Here is an 18898-nt window from a genome sequence, read left to right on the forward strand (position 1 = left end):
TTTGGATTATTTCTAATCCTTTTTTATTCCATAAAACACTTTTATACCTGGCTTTTTGTATAATCCATACCCACATGGACCCATACTTTTCACTTGTAGAATGCACTATTTGCTCATATTAGGATCAGGAAAATCAAAAATGAATTACATTCAACCCATGAAAAAATTAAAGCACACTATTTGTATAGGTTTGTTATCTCTCCTCCATTTTACACCTAACCTATTCAGTCAAGTTTCTGCAGGCATTCGATCAGGAATTCACATCTCCCGATTCAGTTTTAACAGTGAGGAGGAGGATGCAGTTAAATATTTAAGCACACCCTATGTTTCTTTGTCTGGAGAGGTATTTATTACGGAATCTTTTTCCTTGCAAACTGAACTGATCTATCTTCAAAAAGCGGTACGTCTATATTCACAGGATGCCATAGATTACAGTGACTTTAGAATGCGTTTGAATGCATTGGAAATACCCTTGCTTGCCAAAAAGAATTTCGTGGATTGGTCTACTAAATTGTGTTTATATGCTGGTCCTTCTGTAGCCTATGCATTTGGTGGGAAGATCAATCAGGATTTCACCGAACAAAAAGTAAAATACACCATAAAAGAAAGCATCGATTTTGAAGATATGCAGTTAAAAAAATGGGACGTTTGTCTACACTTAGGAGGCAACCTTGGCATACCGGCTGGTAATGGAGAATTTATACTCGACGCCCGCTACATTTTTGGCTTATTGGACATCGATGGTTTTGCAGAAGAAAGTACGAAAAAAGTACATACCAGAGGAATTGGACTTTCTATAGGTTATGCATTTCATTTATCTGAATAAACTTTTTCGAACACAACCATTCTTCGTTTTATCGGGAGTATTCATAACTAAAGTCAATTTAATAATTATTAATATTTTAAGCCCCCATTCAACATAAATAATTCTTAACCCGCGGACCTCAACTTCACGATTTTTATTTATGACCTTGCTAACTTTTCTATGAATCAGAACTCAATTTTATTTCTAACAAAATCAAATAAATGAACGGGCTTAAAAATAAATTAAGTTATTTTAACCCATTTATGCTTTGTGCATTTTCTTTTTTGAATGCTCAGGATTATAAATCAATTTCACTCAATTTTATTCCGGTTTTTGACAATCATAAAATCTCTCTTCATAAAAATGTATACGGTGAAAAATCTGCAGATACCTTGATTTTTGAAACCATCAAATTCTATCTTTCTTCATTTAAATTGTGGGATGGTAACACGCTTGCTTGGGAAGAAAGTAACAGCTTCCATTTATTGGATTTAGCTAAAGAAAACACATTATCTCTTTCCATAAACATCCCTCAAGAAACAAACTACAAAACCCTATGCTTTAATTTGGGTATTGACAGCATGACCAATATTTCGGGAGTCTTTGGTGGAGATTTAGACCCCACCACCGGAATGTATTGGACCTGGCAAAGTGGATACATCAACATCAAAATGGAGGGTAAATCTCAACGTTGTACAACACGCAATCACGAATTTCAATTTCATTTGGGTGGGTACCAATCACCCTTCAATGCGTGTCAGAATATTTGTCTGGATTTGCAAAAGAATGATGCGCACAACATCTTAATCAATTTCCAGAATTTATTTGATAAAATTGATCTCGCCAAACTGAATCAGATCATGTCACCGGGTAAAAATGCTTATACTTTGAGTCAATACTTTAGTGAAATTTTTTCTGTAATTCCCAAATGAAATATATCATCATTTCATATTGCCTCCTTTTGCTAATGCTGTTAACCTCTGGCGGCATTCCGGAACCTTTCTTTAAGGTCCCCAAAGGATGGCCAAAACCCAATTATTCATTTACTCAAAACCAACTCTCGCAAACAAAAATTGATTTAGGAAGAGCTTTGTTTTACGATCCCATTTTATCCAAAGACAGTACAATCTCTTGTGCAAGCTGCCACAATCCCTACACTTCCTTTGCCCATACAGATCACGCACTTAGCCATGGAATCCATGATTCGATTGGCAATCGGAACGCACCTGCATTATTAAACTTAGCTTGGCAAAAATCATTTATGTGGGATGGCGCCATCCATCATTTGGACATGCAGGCACTTTCCCCCATTACCAATCCAATAGAAATGAATGAGGACTTCGCTCACGTCATTGGGAAACTCCAAAAAAAACATTTATACCCTGGATTATTTTACACTGCATTTGGTGATAGTTTGATTACCGGAGCAAACACCTTGAAAGCTTTTTCTGCTTTTTTGTTAACTCTGGTAAGTGACAATACAAAATACGACAGCGTGTATCGCAAACAGTCTACATTTACTGATCAGGAAAAAAACGGCCTGAAACTCTTCAGAAAACATTGCGCACAATGTCATACTGAACCATTGTTCTCCAACCAAGCTTTTGAAAATAATGGTTTACTACAGGATTCTACGCTAAATGACATTGGAAGGATGAAAATCACAGGGCTTACATCCGATTCACTAAAATTCAAAGTGCCTACTTTAAGAAATATTGAATTTACCGCTCCATACATGCACGATGGTCGCTTCAAAAATCTAAGTGAGGTTCTAAAACACTATACCTCCGGGATTCACCAAAGTAAAACATTGTCCGAAAAATTGAAAAATTCAATTGCACTAAAATCAAATGAAAAAGTTGATCTGATTGCATTTCTTTTGACCCTCTCCGATAAATCCTTTTTATTTGATCCCAAAAATTCATTTCCAAAATTTATATTTTTCAAAAAATAAGGAATTTTATTTATTGACTTTGGTTTGATCAGAAGTAGATATAAACCATGCATCCTTAATCAAATTAAATCTTAGGAATGGTCCCGCACAGACTACCTGAACATTAGGTTATGAGAGATCACATTGCCCGGTTAAAGAATCCACTCAAATGACAACCTACATAAACGACACAAGCATTAAGCCATCCATAATTTTTCTTAGACTACAGTACAGAGTTAGTTTTTCTCCCTTCTACACGTGGACTTGGTCGTTTTTTTTCAGATGGTACTCAATTTAAAGGGCATTCCTTAAAACAATGGCATTAGATTGATTAACTTTGATTGATTTATTTACCTCAACTTAGTAAATATTTTTTTAACCATTAAATTTTTCTTTTCCTCATTCATGTATTAAATAGTTAAAAATATTAATCGCCGGATAAGAGAAGATGATAACAAATCAGGTCAAAATTTAAAAATTCTATTATTGTCATTCATAATGCCTCATTTTAAAATATTACTCACTGCGCTTCTGTCCATTTGGACCATCCACCTATGCCAGGCACAAAGGAATGTGCTGGTTATTATTGCAGATGATTTAGGCACTGATTATCTTGGTTTTTACAAAGATCACAAAGACACAGTAGAAGTTCCCAATCTCCGAAAACTGGTAAGCCGTGGTGTGCTTTTTCAGAATGCAGCTTCTAATCCGGTATGCTCCTCCACCAGATCAGGTATTTTAACAGGAAGATACAGTTTCAGAACAGGAGTAGGCGGCATTGTGGGTGGAGCAGGTGGATCCATGCCTCTGGATACTGCTGAAAATACCATACCGAGAATACTAAAAATTTTGAATCCCGAAATTGCAACAGCCAACATTGGTAAATGGCATCTTCAACAAGCCATGCCTGTCAGCAATTTGAAATTCCCAAACATCATGGGTTATGATCATTTTGAAGGGCCCTTTATCGGACAATTGTCAAGTTTTACCAATTGGACAAAATACATCAATGGTGTAGCCACCAACGTAACCAACTATGCCACTTCTGAAAATGTCAACAATGCGGTAGCCTGGCTTAAAAATCAAAATAAAAAACCATTCTTTTTGTGGCTCGCATTTAATGCTCCTCATGAACCACTGCATTTGCCACCTGCCGATTTACATCATTACAAAAACTTAAGCGGCACCGCACAGGATATTAGGGCTAATCCAAAAAGCTATTTTAAAGCGATGATCCAGGCCTTAGATCATGAAATGGGTCGACTGTTTGATTCTCTGCAAGTAATGGGCAAATTAGACAATACAGACATTATTTTTATTGGAGACAACGGAAATACTCAAAAGACTGATCAGAGCACCGATACCGCGAGAGCAAAAGGCACTGTTTACCAAAATGGAATTCATGTACCGTTTATGATTGCAGGACCCTCTGTCAAAAACCCGGGCCAAATAACGGACGCATTAGTGAATACAACAGATATCTTTGCCAGCGTTTTTGAATTATTTGGATTTACCAATTGGTCATCTCTGATTGATCCGAAAAAACCGGTGGACAGCAAAAGTATTTTGCCTTTTATCAGGGAAGAAAGTAATCAGATCAGACCCTGGTCATTTAGTGAAATATTTAAATTAACCCCGGATGCCAGCGAAGCCAAATCAATTCGTAATCCGGATTTTAAACTGATTAAATTCAATTCCGGAAAAGAAGAATTCTATAATCTTAAAACAGACCCTGAAGAAAAAGTAAATTTACTCGAGTCCAACATGACAACAGAAGAGATCACCCAATACTACTATTTGTGTAATGAAATGGAAAATCTTCTGGGTGTTGGAAATATTTGTCTTACAACTGTTGATTCCAAAGATCACGCTGGATCGTATTCGACTTCGATAGTTTACCCAAATCCATTTAATTCAAAAATAAAAATCAAGCAATTTTCCAATTCAACCATTGCAGAACTCTACAACATAATGGGCGAAAGAATTTACGCAGGATCCCAAATCGAAAACATGGATTTCTCTTTCTTACCTTCCGGCACCTACGTACTTAAAATTTTAGTTAAACCTGTACAAATAATTAGAATCACCAAAGAATAAATCTTCGCACCTTTATGTACAAATCAATATCCGGTCACATGAAATTAATTATTTATTGTTTACTACTCATTACCTGTCACCTAAACTTGCAGGCACAATTAAATCCTTCTATAACTTCCTGGTTACAAAATACAACAAACATCATGGGAAGGCATTATGTAAAAGGAAATCCTACACCCATAATGGATGCCGTTCCCGCCAATGTCCAAAGTGTAAAATATTCCAATGATTGGGTATACATCAATGCGACCGGAATTCCCGCATACATCACAGGCCCTTTTCTGGATGGAAATCCTTCCATCGCCACCAATCAAAACGCACTGTTCCGATTTTCCCTCCATCCAACAAAGAATACCGGAACACCAACCAGTACGACCGGAGGAAACATTGGACTCTTTATCAATGGAGTGGCCCTGTTTGACTATCGGGATGGAGTATCCTGGTCAAATGCTTCCAATTCCCTCAAGGGAGGACCCTTGGGTGGTATGGGTGACATGAAATGGAACAGAGATGCCGTAGTTGCCGAAAGGGTTGGTTTCGATTGTTCCAAAGCACACCCTGCCATGGGCAACTATCATCACCATCAAAATCCAAGTGCTTTTAAATTAGACCTGAATGTTATTTCAACAATTTGCAATCTGTACGATTCTGACGGACTGTATGTAATAGACAGTACTAAACATTCACCTTTGTTGGGATTTGCTTATGACGGTTTCCCCATTTATGGCGCTTATGCATTTAGAAATACAGATGGTACAGGTGGAATTGTCCGGATGAATTCCAGCTACAAACTAAGAGACATTTCTATACGCACCACTTATGCAGATGGCTCAACAGTTACCCCGGGTCCACCTGTAAATGCCAATTACCCTTTAGGTTATTTCAGAGAGGATTATATGTACCAGCCAACATCTTCTGCCACCCCTGATTATTTAGACGAACACAATGGAAGATTTTGCATTACCCCGGAATATCCCATAGGTATCTACTGCTATTTTGCAACTGTCGACAAACAATGGAATTCCGCCTATCCATATGTGGTTGGACCAACCTTCTATGGCGTGAGAAATGCCATGAAAGTTCAGGGAATCAACGAACCGGTCACTACTTATGTACCTACATCAACAGCTACCCAAAATGGTCCATCAACTTTTCAAGATGTACTTGTATTTCCGAATCCTGCCAATGATCTGATCGCCATTCAATGTAATGATCTGAACAGGGAAGATATAAAAGTAGAACTGCTGAATGAATCCGGCGTAACCATCAAGACTACAACAATGCACCAGGGAAGCACCATAGTCTATTTTGAAACAAGTACGCTGTACAGCGGAACCTACTTTATCAAAATTTCAAGTGCCAATTTCCATACGGTCAGAAAAATTGTGCTGATTAAATAAAGTGAATGCTGATTTATTTAAAATGCTGAAAATAAAAACTACTGCTTAGTAACTTATTTTAACTCTTCGAACAGTACAAATGATACGTCGAATTCCTCATTGAAACATGAAGTAAATATTTCTAAAAAAATAAAGTTGCATTAATTTTTCTATAAATAAAAAACGCAGGCCCTGACCGACCTGCGTATAAAAAAATACATATAAATTCAACAATAATAAATCCTCGGTAATTATTTAATTTCCAAAAGGCTTAGAAAATAACTTCTATCCAAACGCTCTCCAAAATGGGGTTCTATTGACTCTTTCAGCAATTAATGAATCCAGATGTATTCTGTTCCAATTTAGCCCCATTGCATACTTTTGAACATCGTGTCGCAGAACTTCCCTGCAACTAAACACAAATTTAATGGGTCAGGCACTATCAATCAAACTGATATTTTATATATTCGCATAGATTTTATCTATATTATGAATTTAAATCAACTTGAATACATCATTGCCGTCGATACCCACCGCCACTTTGTAAAGGCTGCGGAAAAATGCTACATCACCCAGGCCACCCTAAGCATGATGATTAAGAAATTGGAAGAGGAGTTGGACCTGGTTATTTTTGACCGGAGTAAAAAACCCGTAGTACCCACTCAATTGGGAAAAAAGATCATTGCGCAAGCAAAAATAATCGTCCAGGAAAGCCAAAAACTAAAAGAAATTGTGTCCGCTGAACATGATTCACTGAGCGGAGAATTGCACATCGGAATTATTCCAACGCTTGCACCATATCTGCTACCACTCTTTCTAAATTCCTTTCTAAAAAAGCACCCTTTAATTAAACTAAACATCAGCGAATTAAGTACAGATGAAATCATACACAAACTCAAACAAAATGATCTGGATGCGGGGATTCTAGCTACTCCGCTAAACGATTCATCACTCAAAGAAGAACTGCTTTTCTATGAAGAATTTATAGTACATGCATCTTCAAAAGAAAAATTGCTGAAGAAAAAATACCTGCTCGCTCAGGATATTGATGTCAACAGGCTTTGGCTCTTGCAGGAAGGTCATTGCCTGCGATCCCAGATCATCAACCTGTGTGAACTCAAAAAGAAAGACGATGCCACTCAGCAGTTCAACTTTGCATCCGGCAGCATAGAGACACTCAAAAGAATCGTTGAAACCAATGAAGGCATCACCATCCTCCCTAAACTGGCACTCAGAGACATGAACGCAAAGCAAAAAAACAATACACGCCATTTCAAGACCCCCGCCCCGGTGAGGGAAATTGGCTTGGTGACCTACCGCTATTTTGTTAAAGAGAAACTAATCGAAGCCATCAAAAAAGAAATACTGCTCTCCATCCCCGATGAAATGCAATCTATCCTTAAAAAAGAAATCATACCAGTCTTCACACCATAGCCTAAACGGCACAATTAAACCAGTCTTATTAAGACTTATCCTTCACTCGCCTTGACTCCTTTTACATAGGTCGTATAGAGATACACCGGCACCTCAAGTTGGCCAAGATATTTATGTATACTACTCAGCACTTCTTCCCACTTCAATCCTCCTACCCCGGTTGCAAGTTTGGGTAACGCGACACTCTTGACCTCATCGTGCTCGATAAGTTTAGCCAACTTTTTCAAAGCATGCTCGAGATTACTGATGGAAGCCTTGCCTGGATTTGCATGTCCGTGCGCAGAAGGTGGAGGTTCCTGAGCCATAAGACTCACAATATGCTTGCCATCGGTTCCTATCCAGTTAAATATTTCTCCAGGTGATGGATGATGAACCCGGCAATGATGCCTGAACTCCTTAACCATCTCCGGATACTGATCCCGCAAACTCAATGCAAGTCCCGTATCAAAATGATCCATAGGCGCCACGCTGTGTACCAACAATGCAGCATCAGACAACAAGATATCCCCTTTCACTTCTTTGATCATACTTAATAATTTTTAACAATGTTCTGTATATATTCTTACCTCAGAAATGATGGAAATCATGCATACAAATGATTTTTTGTCAAGAAATAATTTCAAAATCAATAGTCAAATCTTAATACATTCTTTCCACTTCATATCCTTTGCTATTTGAATGGTAATCATGCCAATATAAGACTTAAAATTTCCTTTAAATACATCTGGATGATTTTCTTTCCATCATTCCTTGTTTTATAAATAATTTCAAAATAAAACTTATATATTTAAAAGGGATGAAAGCTATAAAATAATCTCATCAATTGACCCATATCAATTTATACAATTCAATCCTATTTATAGTGATTACACATTTAGTCACCTTGGATTTGATCTGAATTAAATTTCTGATCAAAAGACTGAATTACAGAAACAAGTCTAGCTTTTATGCACAAAAATTTGTACAGAAGCTTGTTCTTTTCCACTCTGTAATTGAAGAAAATAAACCCCGGTTTGAATTGAAGGATGCAGCTTGAATTTAAGCGCATGATCTCCTGTTTTTTCAATATCTGTAGTACTTATTTCCTGGAGTACATTTCCTTTTAAATCCAACAATTTTAGGTGGACAATTCCAGAATTAATTAATTTGTATTCTAAACTTACTTCATCTGATACTGGATTTGGGTAGACCATTAATTTGTTAGCTAACTTCCTTTCACCAAGCACACCAACATTTAATTTATTCAGCAACCTCATTACATACAATTCTGTTTTGTTTGCAGTATAGACATTCCCTGCTAAAACAATTTTTCCATCTACCTGCAGTGCCAAAGCATTTACCAAACTAGGACCTTGCAATCCGATTCTTAAAATGCCCATGAATGCAAAATTCTTATCTATACTACCATCAGAATTATACCTTACAAGGAAAGATCCTGAATTTCCTGCCCCGAATCTTCCGCCACAAATAATTTTTCCGTCTTCCTGCACTACCATGTCATTTAAAATATTGAAAAAACTATCTACTGAAATGATTAACATACCACTGTTTCCAAAATTTTTATCTAAACTTCCATCTGCATTTAATCTCACCAAACCGCCGTATTTTCCACCGGTGGTGATATTATTTATTTCGCCCGACAGTAAAAGCTTTCCATCCTTTTGAACCCTGATGGTATATACAGTGCCCTGTCTAAAATCATTTCCAAAATCAACAATTACCTTTCCAGTGCCATTGAAACTTTGGTCAAGCGAACCATTGTTATCATATCGCACCAAGGCATAATGATATATATTCGGTGTGTCGACTACACTCAATCCTCCTACAACTATTTTCCCATCTGCTTGTATGGCCATCGCATAAGCAACATCATTCCCACTTCCAATGGCTGTGGTTAATTTTCCACCAACTCCAAACCCGGAATCCAGATTACCATCAGGCAAATATCTCACCAATCCAAAATCCCAATCCTGACCATTAAAGACAAAGCCCGAACACACAATCTTAAAATCAGTCTGAACAGAAACCGAAATTCCTCTATCAAATGTGGAATCAAAATCTGTTTGCACTATGCCATTTTTACCAAAACTACTGTCAATCCTGCCATCTGAATGTAGCCGTATGAGCTGGTAATTGTCCCTCTCATTGATGGTGGAATAAGTGATGCCGAACAATAGAATTTTACCATCCTGTTGAACGGTCATATCCGTTGTCAATTCATCCCCGCATGCTGGACATGTTTGATTGAGAAATTTTCCCCCTTCGGCAAAATCATCATCCAATGTACCATTCTCATTAAATCTTGCCAATGCGAATCTACTGAACAGGGCGTCATTTGCAATTGCTCCTGCCAGAATCTTTCCATCCATCTGTATGGATAAACTTGTAGCCTCCGTCCTGGTTAAATTGTATGCGACATAAACCAGACCTTTATTCCCAAAGCTTATATCCGGACTTCCGTCAGTATTTAATCGCGCGATTACGCCATCTGTATTTTGGTGCAAACTTGAATATCCACAAACAAGAGCCTTTCTATCTGATAAAATAACAACACCTCTGAGACCTCCTGTCCCTCCACCAAGATCCTGTATATTAATACCGGCCTTACCATAAGAATTATCCGGGACCCCATATGCACTGTATCTTACTGTACAAAATTTACCACTTAATGTGTTACCTGCCAACACAATTTTATCATCACTTTGAATATTCATATCATATGGAGAAGATGACTCACCATTAACCGTTGTCATCACTTTGCCATCTTTATCAAATGAAATATCCAAAATACCACTGTTTGAATATTTCGCAAGGGCAAACTTGGATATACCTGCCTCTGTTGCATACCCACCTACTATTATTCCTCCATTGCTTAATACCAAAACCGAATATGCAGCATCGTCCTGTCCCGCAAAATCTGTTGTCACTTTTCCATCACTACTAAATGTATTATCCAATCGACCATACGAATTAAACCTGGCCATCGCAAAATCATAGTTTAAAACTGCAGGAGTCACTTGTCGGGTTGAACCCACCATCAATATGCCACCATTGGTAAGTAAAATCATGTCATTTGCAAAATCCGCCGTGCCACTTCCAATGTCTGTCAAAGAAATCCCACCTGTACCAAAATCTGCATCTAAAGTTCCTTCAGGCTTTAAACGGATCATGGCGAAATTATAGTGTTGGCCATTCACCCAAGCGTACCCTCCGACAACTATCTTTCCATCGGAGGCAACAACAACCCTATATGCCAAGGCAGCGCCCAGATCACCAACCGGCTGTGTCAAATACCCCTTTCCGGCAAAACTTTTATCCAAGTTTCCATTAGATTCCAATCTTGCTACTAGAAAATTATTTTGATTACCCTGCGTGGCCACACCAGAGATTACTAACTTCCCATCTTTTTGCACAACCACAGAATAAAACGTAGAAGGGAAATTATAAAATATGAACTTCCCTCCATCTCCAAAACTTAAGTCTTCTGCTCCATCGCTCATATATCTTGCAACGAAAGCATTTCTGGTTTGACCAACCGATAAATAACCCACCACAATTATTTTTCCATCTGCTTGTCTGGTCATGTGCTGAGTCCTTTCAAAGGACTTCCCTATAGAAAGAGAATGGTAAGAATTCCCATTAAAACTCTTATCAAAACCTCCATCCTGGGCAGAAACCCACTGAACTAGAAAAAGACTCAATACGAAAATTAAAATTTTAAAATTTCTCATGATTGCCATTTAAATTTATTAATAATCAACACTTCAATTTAAACTTAAAGCATTCATTTTAATTGACATTTATCATTGGCAATAGTGATATATTACCATGTTCCTAACCCAACTAATAAAATTCCACCCTCTTGAATCTCATCCATCCCATACACCCCAAAAATCATGGTACAGACAGTTGATGGGGATTTTGTCTGAACTGGGATTGATGGGAATATTGGGAATGGTGGGAATATTGTCTGAACTGGGATTTATGGGATTGTTGGGAGTTTTGGGATGGAATATGATTTTTTTTTTGAAAAGATTATAGATGAACCATTAAAATCATTTAATAAAATTCCATCCTCTCGATCTCATTAATCCCATGCATCCCAAAAATCATGGTTCAGACAGTTAATGGGGATTGTATAACCAACCCACTTACATGATAATAATCATGACTGACATTGATTCCCATCAAGTACTCACTTTTAATAATTTCTTTCCTTCGTGCAAAGAATTGGAACAAGTATGTCTGTATATCATTCTCAGGGAAAGATTCCGCACAAAAGACATGTAGTCTATCGGCAAAAAACGGGTGAGTTGTATCACGAAGAACTTTTCGGCACGGAGGGTTTTTCTTCTACATCTTCTTTGGTCTATCATCTAAGACCGCCGACTCGTGTACGTCAGATTGGTAAACCGTGGTCCATCAAGCCGGAGTTGGCCATTGAGGATAATTTACAGGCACTGAGTTTTTCTGGATTCAAGGCCACTCCAAAAGCCGATTACATCGAGAGTCGAAGGACTTTGTTTCTCAATGCAGACATGTCTGTAAGTCTTGCTGCTCCGACCGAATCCCTTCGAGATTATTTTTTCAAAAATGCCGATGCTGATGAGATGATTTTCATCCATGAGGGCGCTGGTGTGTTGCGTACCAGTTATGGCAATGTACGTTTTGAGTATGGCGATTATCTGGTCATACCACGGGGAACTGTTTACCAAATTGAATTTGATTCAGGCCTTAACCGTCACCTGATTGTGGAGTCTCATGGACCTATCCGAACGCCTGGTCGTTACCGCAACAACATGGGACAATATTTGGAACATTCCCCTTTTTGTGAGCGCGATTTTAAACTACCCCAGAATCTGGAGACTTTTGATCGGGAGGGAGAGTTTCACCTTCGCATTAAAAAACGTGGGATGATCTACCCTTTTGTCTACACCAACCATCCTTTTGATGTCGTTGGTTGGGATGGCTACAATTATCCATACGGTATTTCCATATTTGATTTCGAACCAATTACCGGACGAGTACACATGCCTCCACCCATACATCAGCAATTCGAAGGTAGGGGTTTTGTCATTTGCTCTTTTGTCCCGAGAATGTATGATTATCATCCGGACGCCATCCCTGCTCCTTATCACCACAGCAATATTGATTCTGACGAAATTCTTTACTATGTGGATGGAGATTTTATGAGCAGGAACAATATCCAAAAAGGTCAGCTGACCTTACATCCCGCAGGCATTCCACATGGGCCTCATCCCGGTGCAATTGAAAGAAGCATTGGACAAAAAGATACAAAAGAACTCGCAGTCATGATTGATCCGTTTAGTCCGGTAAGCATCACAAAAGATGCTATGGAGATTGAGGTAAAGGATTATTATAAATCCTGGCTAGAGGAACCAATAGGCGCTAATTGATTCAATTTTTATTTAAATTATTAAAATTTTACCCGATTATGAAAGATCTTACCACCGTACAAAATTACAGCTACAGCGGAGAAAAGATTTTTGAAAAAGCACAGGATTTTCTACCCATCAACGGTACTGATTTTGTTGAACTATACGTAGGGAATGCCAAGCAGGCAGCCCATTTTTATAAGACTGCCTTTGGCTTTCAGTCCTTGGCCTATTCCGGATTAGAAACAGGCAATAAGGAAAAATGCTCCTATGTCATCCAACAAGGCAAAATACGTCTGGTATTAACCTCTCCATTCAATCCGGACAGTGAAATTTCACAACACATTAGACTGCACGGCGATGGCGTTAAGTACATTGCACTGTGGGTAGATGATGCTAGAAAAGCATTTGAGGAAACTGTGTCGCGAGGCGCAAAATCATTCCTCGAACCGGTAAGTGTTTCAGACGAATTTGGCGAAATTGTTAAATCGGGAATACATACCTACGGTGATACCGTTCACCTGTTCATAGAAAGAAAAAATTATCACGGCCCTTTTATGCCTGGATACATAGCCTGGCATTCAGATTATCAACCTTCTGAAACAGGACTCAAATACATCGATCACATGGTGGGTAATGTCGAACTTGGTGGAATGGACAAGTGGGCAAGATTCTATGCAGAAGTGATGGGTTTTGCCAATCTGATTACCTTCGACGACAAAGACATTTCTACCAAATACACCGCTTTGATGAGCAAAGTGATGACCAATGGCAATGGTAGAATTAAGTTTCCTATCAACGAACCCGCACAAGGTCTGAAGAAGTCTCAGATAGAGGAATATCTGGATTTTTATAAAGGCCCTGGATGTCAGCACATCGCGGTTGCAACAGATAACATCATCTTCACCATCAGCGAAATGAGAAAGAGGGGTGTTGAATTTCTTCATGTCCCCGGTGATTACTATGATACAGTCAAATCAAGGGTGGGCATCATAGAAGAAGACATGGATGAGTTGAGAAAACTCGGCATCATGGTGGATCGAGATGAAGACGGTTACCTCCTGCAGATATTTACCAAACCGGTAGAAGATCGTCCTACCCTGTTCTTTGAAATCATTCAACGCAAGGGAGCAAAGTCATTCGGAAAAGGTAACTTTCAGGCTTTGTTTGAAAGTATTGAAGCAGAACAGGCTCGCCGTGGAACCTTATAACTGTCCAAGACCTAAGAGGCTCACTTTTGAGTAATTTTGCTTTTATACTCTCTCTTAATGTTTGAAATGTAAGTTTCCGGATGTTGCAATGTCCTTTATTCGGGGTCGGTTTGCATTGACCAGACTTGTCTGGCACGCCAATGACATGTTAAATAAGTAAATTTATTCTTAATTTCAGTCCAAAACTCAGTCAAAATCAGGCAATTATAAAATTACCTGTCATTTATGGAATATTATGCGTATCTTTGCAACACTTTGTCTGAAGATTGTATCTCAATCTACTGGTAAACATCAATTACCGTCGGTTTCATCTTACATTTTTCTTTAAAGTGCCTAACATTAAAAACTTTTAATGACGTTTACTGATTTGAAATTAATTAAGCCGCTACTTTCGGCTTTAGATAAAAAAAATTACCTAAAACCATCCCCCATCCAGGCTAAAAGTATCCCGCACCTGCTCGAAGGAAAGGACATCTTTGGTTGTGCCCAGACAGGGACAGGAAAAACTGCTGCCTTCACGCTTCCGATTTTACAAATGATGGAAGCCAAAAAAACCGATCAACCCAGAAGAACCATAAAAGCCCTGATCCTTGCACCTACACGCGAACTGGCAACCCAGATCAGCGAAAATGTCAGAGATTACGGAGCTAACCTTTCTTTTACACATGCCACTGTTTTTGGCGGTGTGTCTCAGACCCAACAAGTCAATGCACTAAGAAGAGGAATTGATATCTTGATTGCTACGCCCGGCAGATTGCTGGATTTGATGCAACAGGGGTTTGTCAATCTGAATTATGTGGAATATTTTGTTTTGGATGAAGCAGACCGTATGCTGGATATGGGTTTCATTAATGACATGAGAAAGGTTATTGCCAAGTTACCTGCAAAAAAACAAACCATGTTTTTTTCAGCAACTGCTGCACCAAATATTATGCAACTTGCCAATACGATTTTAAAAAATCCGGTGAGCGTTTCTGTTAACCCTGTTTCTTCTACTGCTCCTGCGATCAAACAAAGTGTTTATTTTGTGCAACGACCACAAAAAAGTGCATTGTTGAAACATATTCTGAAAACGGATAAAATCGATCACGTATTGATTTTTACCAGAACCAAAAGAGGTGCAGATAAAGTAGCCAAGGACCTTAAAGGAATCAATATAAAAGCAGAGGCCATCCACGGAAATAAATCCCAGACCGCCCGAGAAAAAGCTTTGAAAGGATTTAAAGACAGAACGGTTAGTGTGTTGGTAGCCACGGACATTGCATCCCGAGGAATTGACGTCGACAAACTCACACATGTTATCAATTATGAAATTCCTGAACAAGCTGAGAATTATGTACACCGGATCGGTCGTACCGGCAGAGCAGGAGAAACTGGAGAAGCAGTATCTCTTTGCAGTACAGAAGAATTGGCTTACTTTAGAGGCATACAAAAATTAATAAAAAAAGATATTGAAGTCATCAAAAAGCACCCCTACCTGTAGGAATTTTTCTTCAAGATCTATTACAAGAATAATTATATTAAACAATCATTAAATTAAAAGCATGAAAAACGGTGTAGTAAAATTTTACAACGAAGCCAAAGGATTTGGATTTATTAAAGAAGATAATGGACAAGAAATTTTTGTTCATGCTTCTGGATTAAAAGAAGAGATTCGCGAAAACGATAAGGTTACCTTTGACGTTCAGGATGGAAAGAAAGGTCTTAACGCGGTTAACGTAAAGTTAGCTTAATTTAAGTTCTTCCATTCCAACAGACGTCCTATAGATTTGCCTCCTGATTCTTCAGAAATAAAGATGGTTTTCCTGTCAGAATTTTTTAAGCATCAGACACCTGGCCTCGGTCAAGGTGGACAGCAGAATCGATGAAATTCATCCAAAATCAATAGAAGTCTTAACTAAATCAAGGGGTACAAAGTACTCCTTGATTTCTTTTTTGCCTACATTGCCATTTGTAGCCATTGGTTTTGTATTTTTTAAAGCAACACATTCTTTGATGCCCCAAATTCAGGTGTTCGCGTCTCACCAATTTTAAAGTCAGGAATTCCCCATAGCGCATTGCTTGATTTATCCTTTCCCATAACCAAGTTTTATCTTAAATTTGGCATGTGATTCAGTCTTTTTAATACGAATGGATTTTCCCATGTCGATGCGGCAGTTCCGTTTTGTCTTATGTCAACTTATCAGATTCTGCATTTATGAAAGAAAATATTTACTCCGTTATCGCAGGCACGGGAAGTTTTATTCCTGAGAATGTAATACTCAACAGTGATTTCATGCAAAGCACTTTTTACGATCAGGATAAAAAGAATATTGATACACCCAATGAAGATTTAATCAGCAAGTTTCAAAAAATAACCACCATCAGTGAAAGACGCTATGCGGACGATCACATGGTCACTTCGGATATGGCATTTCTCGCTGCAAAGGATGCCCTCGAATCCTCCGACATCGATCCGGAAAGTCTCGATCTAATCATTGTAGCCCATAATTTTGGCAATGTTAAAAAGAATAACCGCAAGTCTGATCTTGTTCCCAGTCTTGCTGCCAGAGTAAAATATCACCTTGGCATAAAAAATCCCAATACAGTGGCTTTTGATCTCATTTTTGGCTGTCCCGGATGGCTACAAGGTATGATTCAGGCCGATTATCAGATAAAATCAGGCAATGCTCAACGAATTATGGTTATTGGCGCAGAAATGCTCTCCAGAGTCTCTGATCCGCACGACAGAGACAGCATGATCTATTCTGATGGCGCTGGCGCTACCATCCTCCAGGCAGTCCACAGTGAAGTCCCATTGGGTATGATCGCACATGCTGTCCGTACAGATGCCTTTAACGAAGCGCATTACCTCGAAATGAAGGAATCCAACAGTCCCGATTATTCCGGCTCCGAACTGTATCTTAAAATGCAGGGACGCAAATTGTATGAATACGCACTTAACCAGGTCCCTCAATTGGTAAAAGATTGCATCACAAAATCCAATCTTGAATTCGATCAAATCAGTAAAGTCCTCATTCACCAGGCAAATGGCAAAATGGATGAGGCCATACTCCATAGAATCTGTCAGCTGTTTGGAAAAAAATCCGATCCTGCTAAACTGATGCCCATGACCATTGATAAATTAGGCAATAGCTCGACGGCTACTCTTCCTACTTTACTTGACCTGATTCTTAAAAATAAAATGAAGGACCACGATCTGAATAAAGACGACTACGCTGTTTTTGCATCTGTAGGCGCAGGAATGAACATCAATGCGTTTACCTATAAATTTGCTTGATGACTACTCAATTTTAGGCGTTCTTCCATAGATCATGTAATAAAAAAAAGAAACAAACAAACTACCACCAGCAAGATTTCCTAAAATTACAGGAACCAGGTTTTTTATAAATCCTGCAAGGTTGATCGACTCTGCATCAGGAACTAAAAGATTTGCTTCCTTCAACAAAAAACCCATCGGAATCAGATACATGTTTGCGATGCTGTGCTCAAATCCACATGCAACAAATGCAGTGATAGGGAAAATAATCACCACCACCTTATCCACCACACTCCTGCCTGCCTGCGCCATCCAAACCGCCAAACAAACCAACACATTGCACAACATGCCACTGAAAAAACACTGCTGAAAGGATAAATTACATTTCATTGCAGCAATCTTAACATAAGTCATTCCAACCGCACCACCATTCATGTCTGGATGTCCGGAAAAGTAAACCAATAATGCAATGCCTGCAGCACCTATAAAATTTGCGTTAGCTACCACAATCCAGTTGCGCAATACTTCTGAAAACTTCAACTTACCATCTGCCCAGGCCATCACCAGTAAATTGTTTCCGGTAAAAAGTTCAGCACCGGCTATGACCACTAAAATCAATCCCAATGAAAATACTAACCCTCCAATAAACCTTCCTGCAACAAAACCTAATCCTGATTCTGATTGAACCAAAACAAAACACATCGCACCCAATCCAATAAATGCCCCAGCAAGAATGCCCAACATAAACATGGGTAGCAAAGGAAGTCTCGCTTTAACAACACCGACATTTTCTACCCGTTCTGCAATTTCCTTTGGTGAAAAAGCATCAAATCCAAAAATTTCCTGCATAAAATGGCTTTATATTCTTTTCAAATGTAATACAAAACCAGAAGAGAAGTTTTAACTTTCCAAATTGAAATATCGGGTCAGATAAATTTTATGGGGATTAATTAGAAATTAAGCTGGATTAAATAGATTCCGATACTTCATCATATAGTTATCGATTTAGAAATTCAGATCGGCCTTTTTCATTTTAGCTAAAACTGATCTAACCCATATAATGCATTAGGGTTTCGTAATGAAAGGCAAAAGACCAATAAAGACAAGCACTACCATGAATGAACGATCTTTGATTACCATCAAAGTAATGAACGGCAGTTCATTAAGTGAATGAACATCGTAAGATGGTGGGTGGGCTTTTGACAAGCCATAGTGGATTCTATGGTGCTGGATGACTGACCGATTTCCGCAATGCGGAATGAAGCACGACAGTGCTTCAAGGGAAGGAACCGCGAAAGCGGCATGAGGAAAATGGAGAATTAGAGAATTTGAAAATTAGTTAATTAGCTAATGGATGACTGACCGATTTCCGCAATGCGGAATG

At 38.6% G+C, this 18898-nt stretch carries 14 protein-coding genes; 11 read left to right on the top strand and 3 right to left on the bottom strand.

The window, feature by feature from the left end:
- Positions 1–157 precede the first annotated feature (157 nt).
- The 6 genes from IPJ83_17560 (at position 158) to IPJ83_17585 (ending at position 7648) form a co-directional block, all read left to right on the top strand.
- Entirely contained in the window at positions 158–826 is a 669-nt protein-coding gene (locus IPJ83_17560; protein ID MBK7882340.1) for a PorT family protein, read from the top strand.
- 200 nt (positions 827–1026) lie between these two features.
- Positions 1027–1737 carry a hypothetical protein gene (locus tag IPJ83_17565; protein MBK7882341.1) on the top strand — a complete coding sequence of 237 codons (711 nt, stop codon included), beginning with the start codon at positions 1027–1029 and terminating at the stop codon, positions 1735–1737.
- Positions 1734–2759: a c-type cytochrome gene (locus tag IPJ83_17570; GenBank protein MBK7882342.1), complete on the top strand. Its 1026-nt coding sequence runs from the start codon at positions 1734–1736 to the stop codon at positions 2757–2759. Before IPJ83_17565 ends, IPJ83_17570 begins: the two co-directional genes overlap by 4 nt.
- A gap of 465 nt (positions 2760–3224) precedes the next feature.
- On the top strand, positions 3225–4835 hold the full coding sequence (locus tag IPJ83_17575; protein ID MBK7882343.1) for a sulfatase-like hydrolase/transferase: 1611 nt from the start codon (positions 3225–3227) through the stop codon (positions 4833–4835).
- Positions 4836–4873: 38 nt separating this feature from the next.
- Positions 4874–6235: a YHYH protein gene (locus IPJ83_17580; protein ID MBK7882344.1), complete on the top strand. Its 1362-nt coding sequence runs from the start codon at positions 4874–4876 to the stop codon at positions 6233–6235.
- Positions 6236–6703: 468 nt separating this feature from the next.
- The gene (locus IPJ83_17585) at positions 6704–7648 is read left to right on the top strand and encodes a hydrogen peroxide-inducible genes activator (GenBank protein MBK7882345.1); all 945 of its coding nucleotides are present in this window, start codon (positions 6704–6706) and stop codon (positions 7646–7648) included.
- A 35-nt stretch (positions 7649–7683) separates the two neighbouring features.
- On the opposite strand, the gene IPJ83_17590 is transcribed toward IPJ83_17585, so the two are convergent.
- Positions 7684–8175 carry a macro domain-containing protein gene (locus tag IPJ83_17590; GenBank protein ID MBK7882346.1) on the bottom strand — a complete coding sequence of 164 codons (492 nt, stop codon included), beginning with the start codon at positions 8173–8175 and terminating at the stop codon, positions 7684–7686.
- Between the two features lie 411 nt (positions 8176–8586).
- Positions 8587–11379: a T9SS type A sorting domain-containing protein gene (locus IPJ83_17595; protein ID MBK7882347.1), complete on the bottom strand. Its 2793-nt coding sequence runs from the start codon at positions 11377–11379 to the stop codon at positions 8587–8589.
- Positions 11380–11889: 510 nt separating this feature from the next.
- On the opposite strand from IPJ83_17595, the gene IPJ83_17600 reads away from it, so the two are divergent.
- The 5 genes from IPJ83_17600 to IPJ83_17620 all read left to right on the top strand — a co-directional run bounded on the left by IPJ83_17600 (position 11890) and on the right by IPJ83_17620 (position 17535).
- Complete coding sequence (locus tag IPJ83_17600; protein ID MBK7882348.1) at positions 11890–13065, top strand: homogentisate 1,2-dioxygenase; 1176 nt, start codon at positions 11890–11892, stop codon at positions 13063–13065.
- A 38-nt stretch (positions 13066–13103) separates the two neighbouring features.
- A complete protein-coding gene (hppD, locus tag IPJ83_17605) occupies positions 13104–14255 on the top strand; it encodes a 4-hydroxyphenylpyruvate dioxygenase (GenBank protein ID MBK7882349.1) in 1152 nt (383 codons plus the stop codon).
- Positions 14256–14607: 352 nt separating this feature from the next.
- Entirely contained in the window at positions 14608–15738 is a 1131-nt protein-coding gene (locus tag IPJ83_17610; protein ID MBK7882350.1) for a DEAD/DEAH box helicase, read from the top strand.
- Positions 15739–15799: 61 nt separating this feature from the next.
- A complete protein-coding gene (locus IPJ83_17615; protein ID MBK7882351.1) occupies positions 15800–15988 on the top strand; it encodes a cold shock domain-containing protein in 189 nt (62 codons plus the stop codon).
- Positions 15989–16452: 464 nt separating this feature from the next.
- Positions 16453–17535, top strand: coding sequence for a ketoacyl-ACP synthase III (locus tag IPJ83_17620; protein ID MBK7882352.1), 1083 nt, complete (start codon positions 16453–16455; stop codon positions 17533–17535).
- Positions 17536–17538: 3 nt separating this feature from the next.
- Here IPJ83_17620 and IPJ83_17625 read toward each other — a convergent pair whose 3' ends face one another.
- Positions 17539–18363, bottom strand: coding sequence for a formate/nitrite transporter family protein (locus tag IPJ83_17625; protein MBK7882353.1), 825 nt, complete (start codon positions 18361–18363; stop codon positions 17539–17541).
- Positions 18364–18898: the final 535 nt, after the last annotated feature.

The organism is Candidatus Vicinibacter proximus (assembly GCA_016713905.1).
GTDB classification, from domain to species: Bacteria; Bacteroidota; Bacteroidia; order Chitinophagales; family Saprospiraceae; genus Vicinibacter; species Vicinibacter proximus.

Excerpts from the sequence above, each read along its gene's own strand:
- IPJ83_17565 (MBK7882341.1), top strand. The coding sequence starts at position 1,027 with ATGAACGGGCTTAAAAATAAATTAAGTTATTTTAACCCATTTATGCTT.
- IPJ83_17610 (MBK7882350.1), top strand. The coding sequence starts at position 14,608 with ATGACGTTTACTGATTTGAAATTAATTAAGCCGCTACTTTCGGCTTTA.
- IPJ83_17590 (MBK7882346.1), bottom strand. The coding sequence starts at position 8,175 with ATGATCAAAGAAGTGAAAGGGGATATCTTGTTGTCTGATGCTGCATTG.
- IPJ83_17560 (MBK7882340.1), top strand. The coding sequence starts at position 158 with ATGAAAAAATTAAAGCACACTATTTGTATAGGTTTGTTATCTCTCCTC.
- hppD (MBK7882349.1), top strand. The coding sequence starts at position 13,104 with ATGAAAGATCTTACCACCGTACAAAATTACAGCTACAGCGGAGAAAAG.
- IPJ83_17625 (MBK7882353.1), bottom strand. The coding sequence starts at position 18,363 with ATGCAGGAAATTTTTGGATTTGATGCTTTTTCACCAAAGGAAATTGCA.
- IPJ83_17570 (MBK7882342.1), top strand. The coding sequence starts at position 1,734 with ATGAAATATATCATCATTTCATATTGCCTCCTTTTGCTAATGCTGTTA.
- IPJ83_17595 (MBK7882347.1), bottom strand. The coding sequence starts at position 11,379 with ATGAGAAATTTTAAAATTTTAATTTTCGTATTGAGTCTTTTTCTAGTT.
- IPJ83_17600 (MBK7882348.1), top strand. The coding sequence starts at position 11,890 with ATGTCTGTATATCATTCTCAGGGAAAGATTCCGCACAAAAGACATGTA.
- IPJ83_17580 (MBK7882344.1), top strand. The coding sequence starts at position 4,874 with ATGAAATTAATTATTTATTGTTTACTACTCATTACCTGTCACCTAAAC.
- IPJ83_17620 (MBK7882352.1), top strand. The coding sequence starts at position 16,453 with ATGAAAGAAAATATTTACTCCGTTATCGCAGGCACGGGAAGTTTTATT.
- IPJ83_17615 (MBK7882351.1), top strand. The coding sequence starts at position 15,800 with ATGAAAAACGGTGTAGTAAAATTTTACAACGAAGCCAAAGGATTTGGA.
- IPJ83_17585 (MBK7882345.1), top strand. The coding sequence starts at position 6,704 with ATGAATTTAAATCAACTTGAATACATCATTGCCGTCGATACCCACCGC.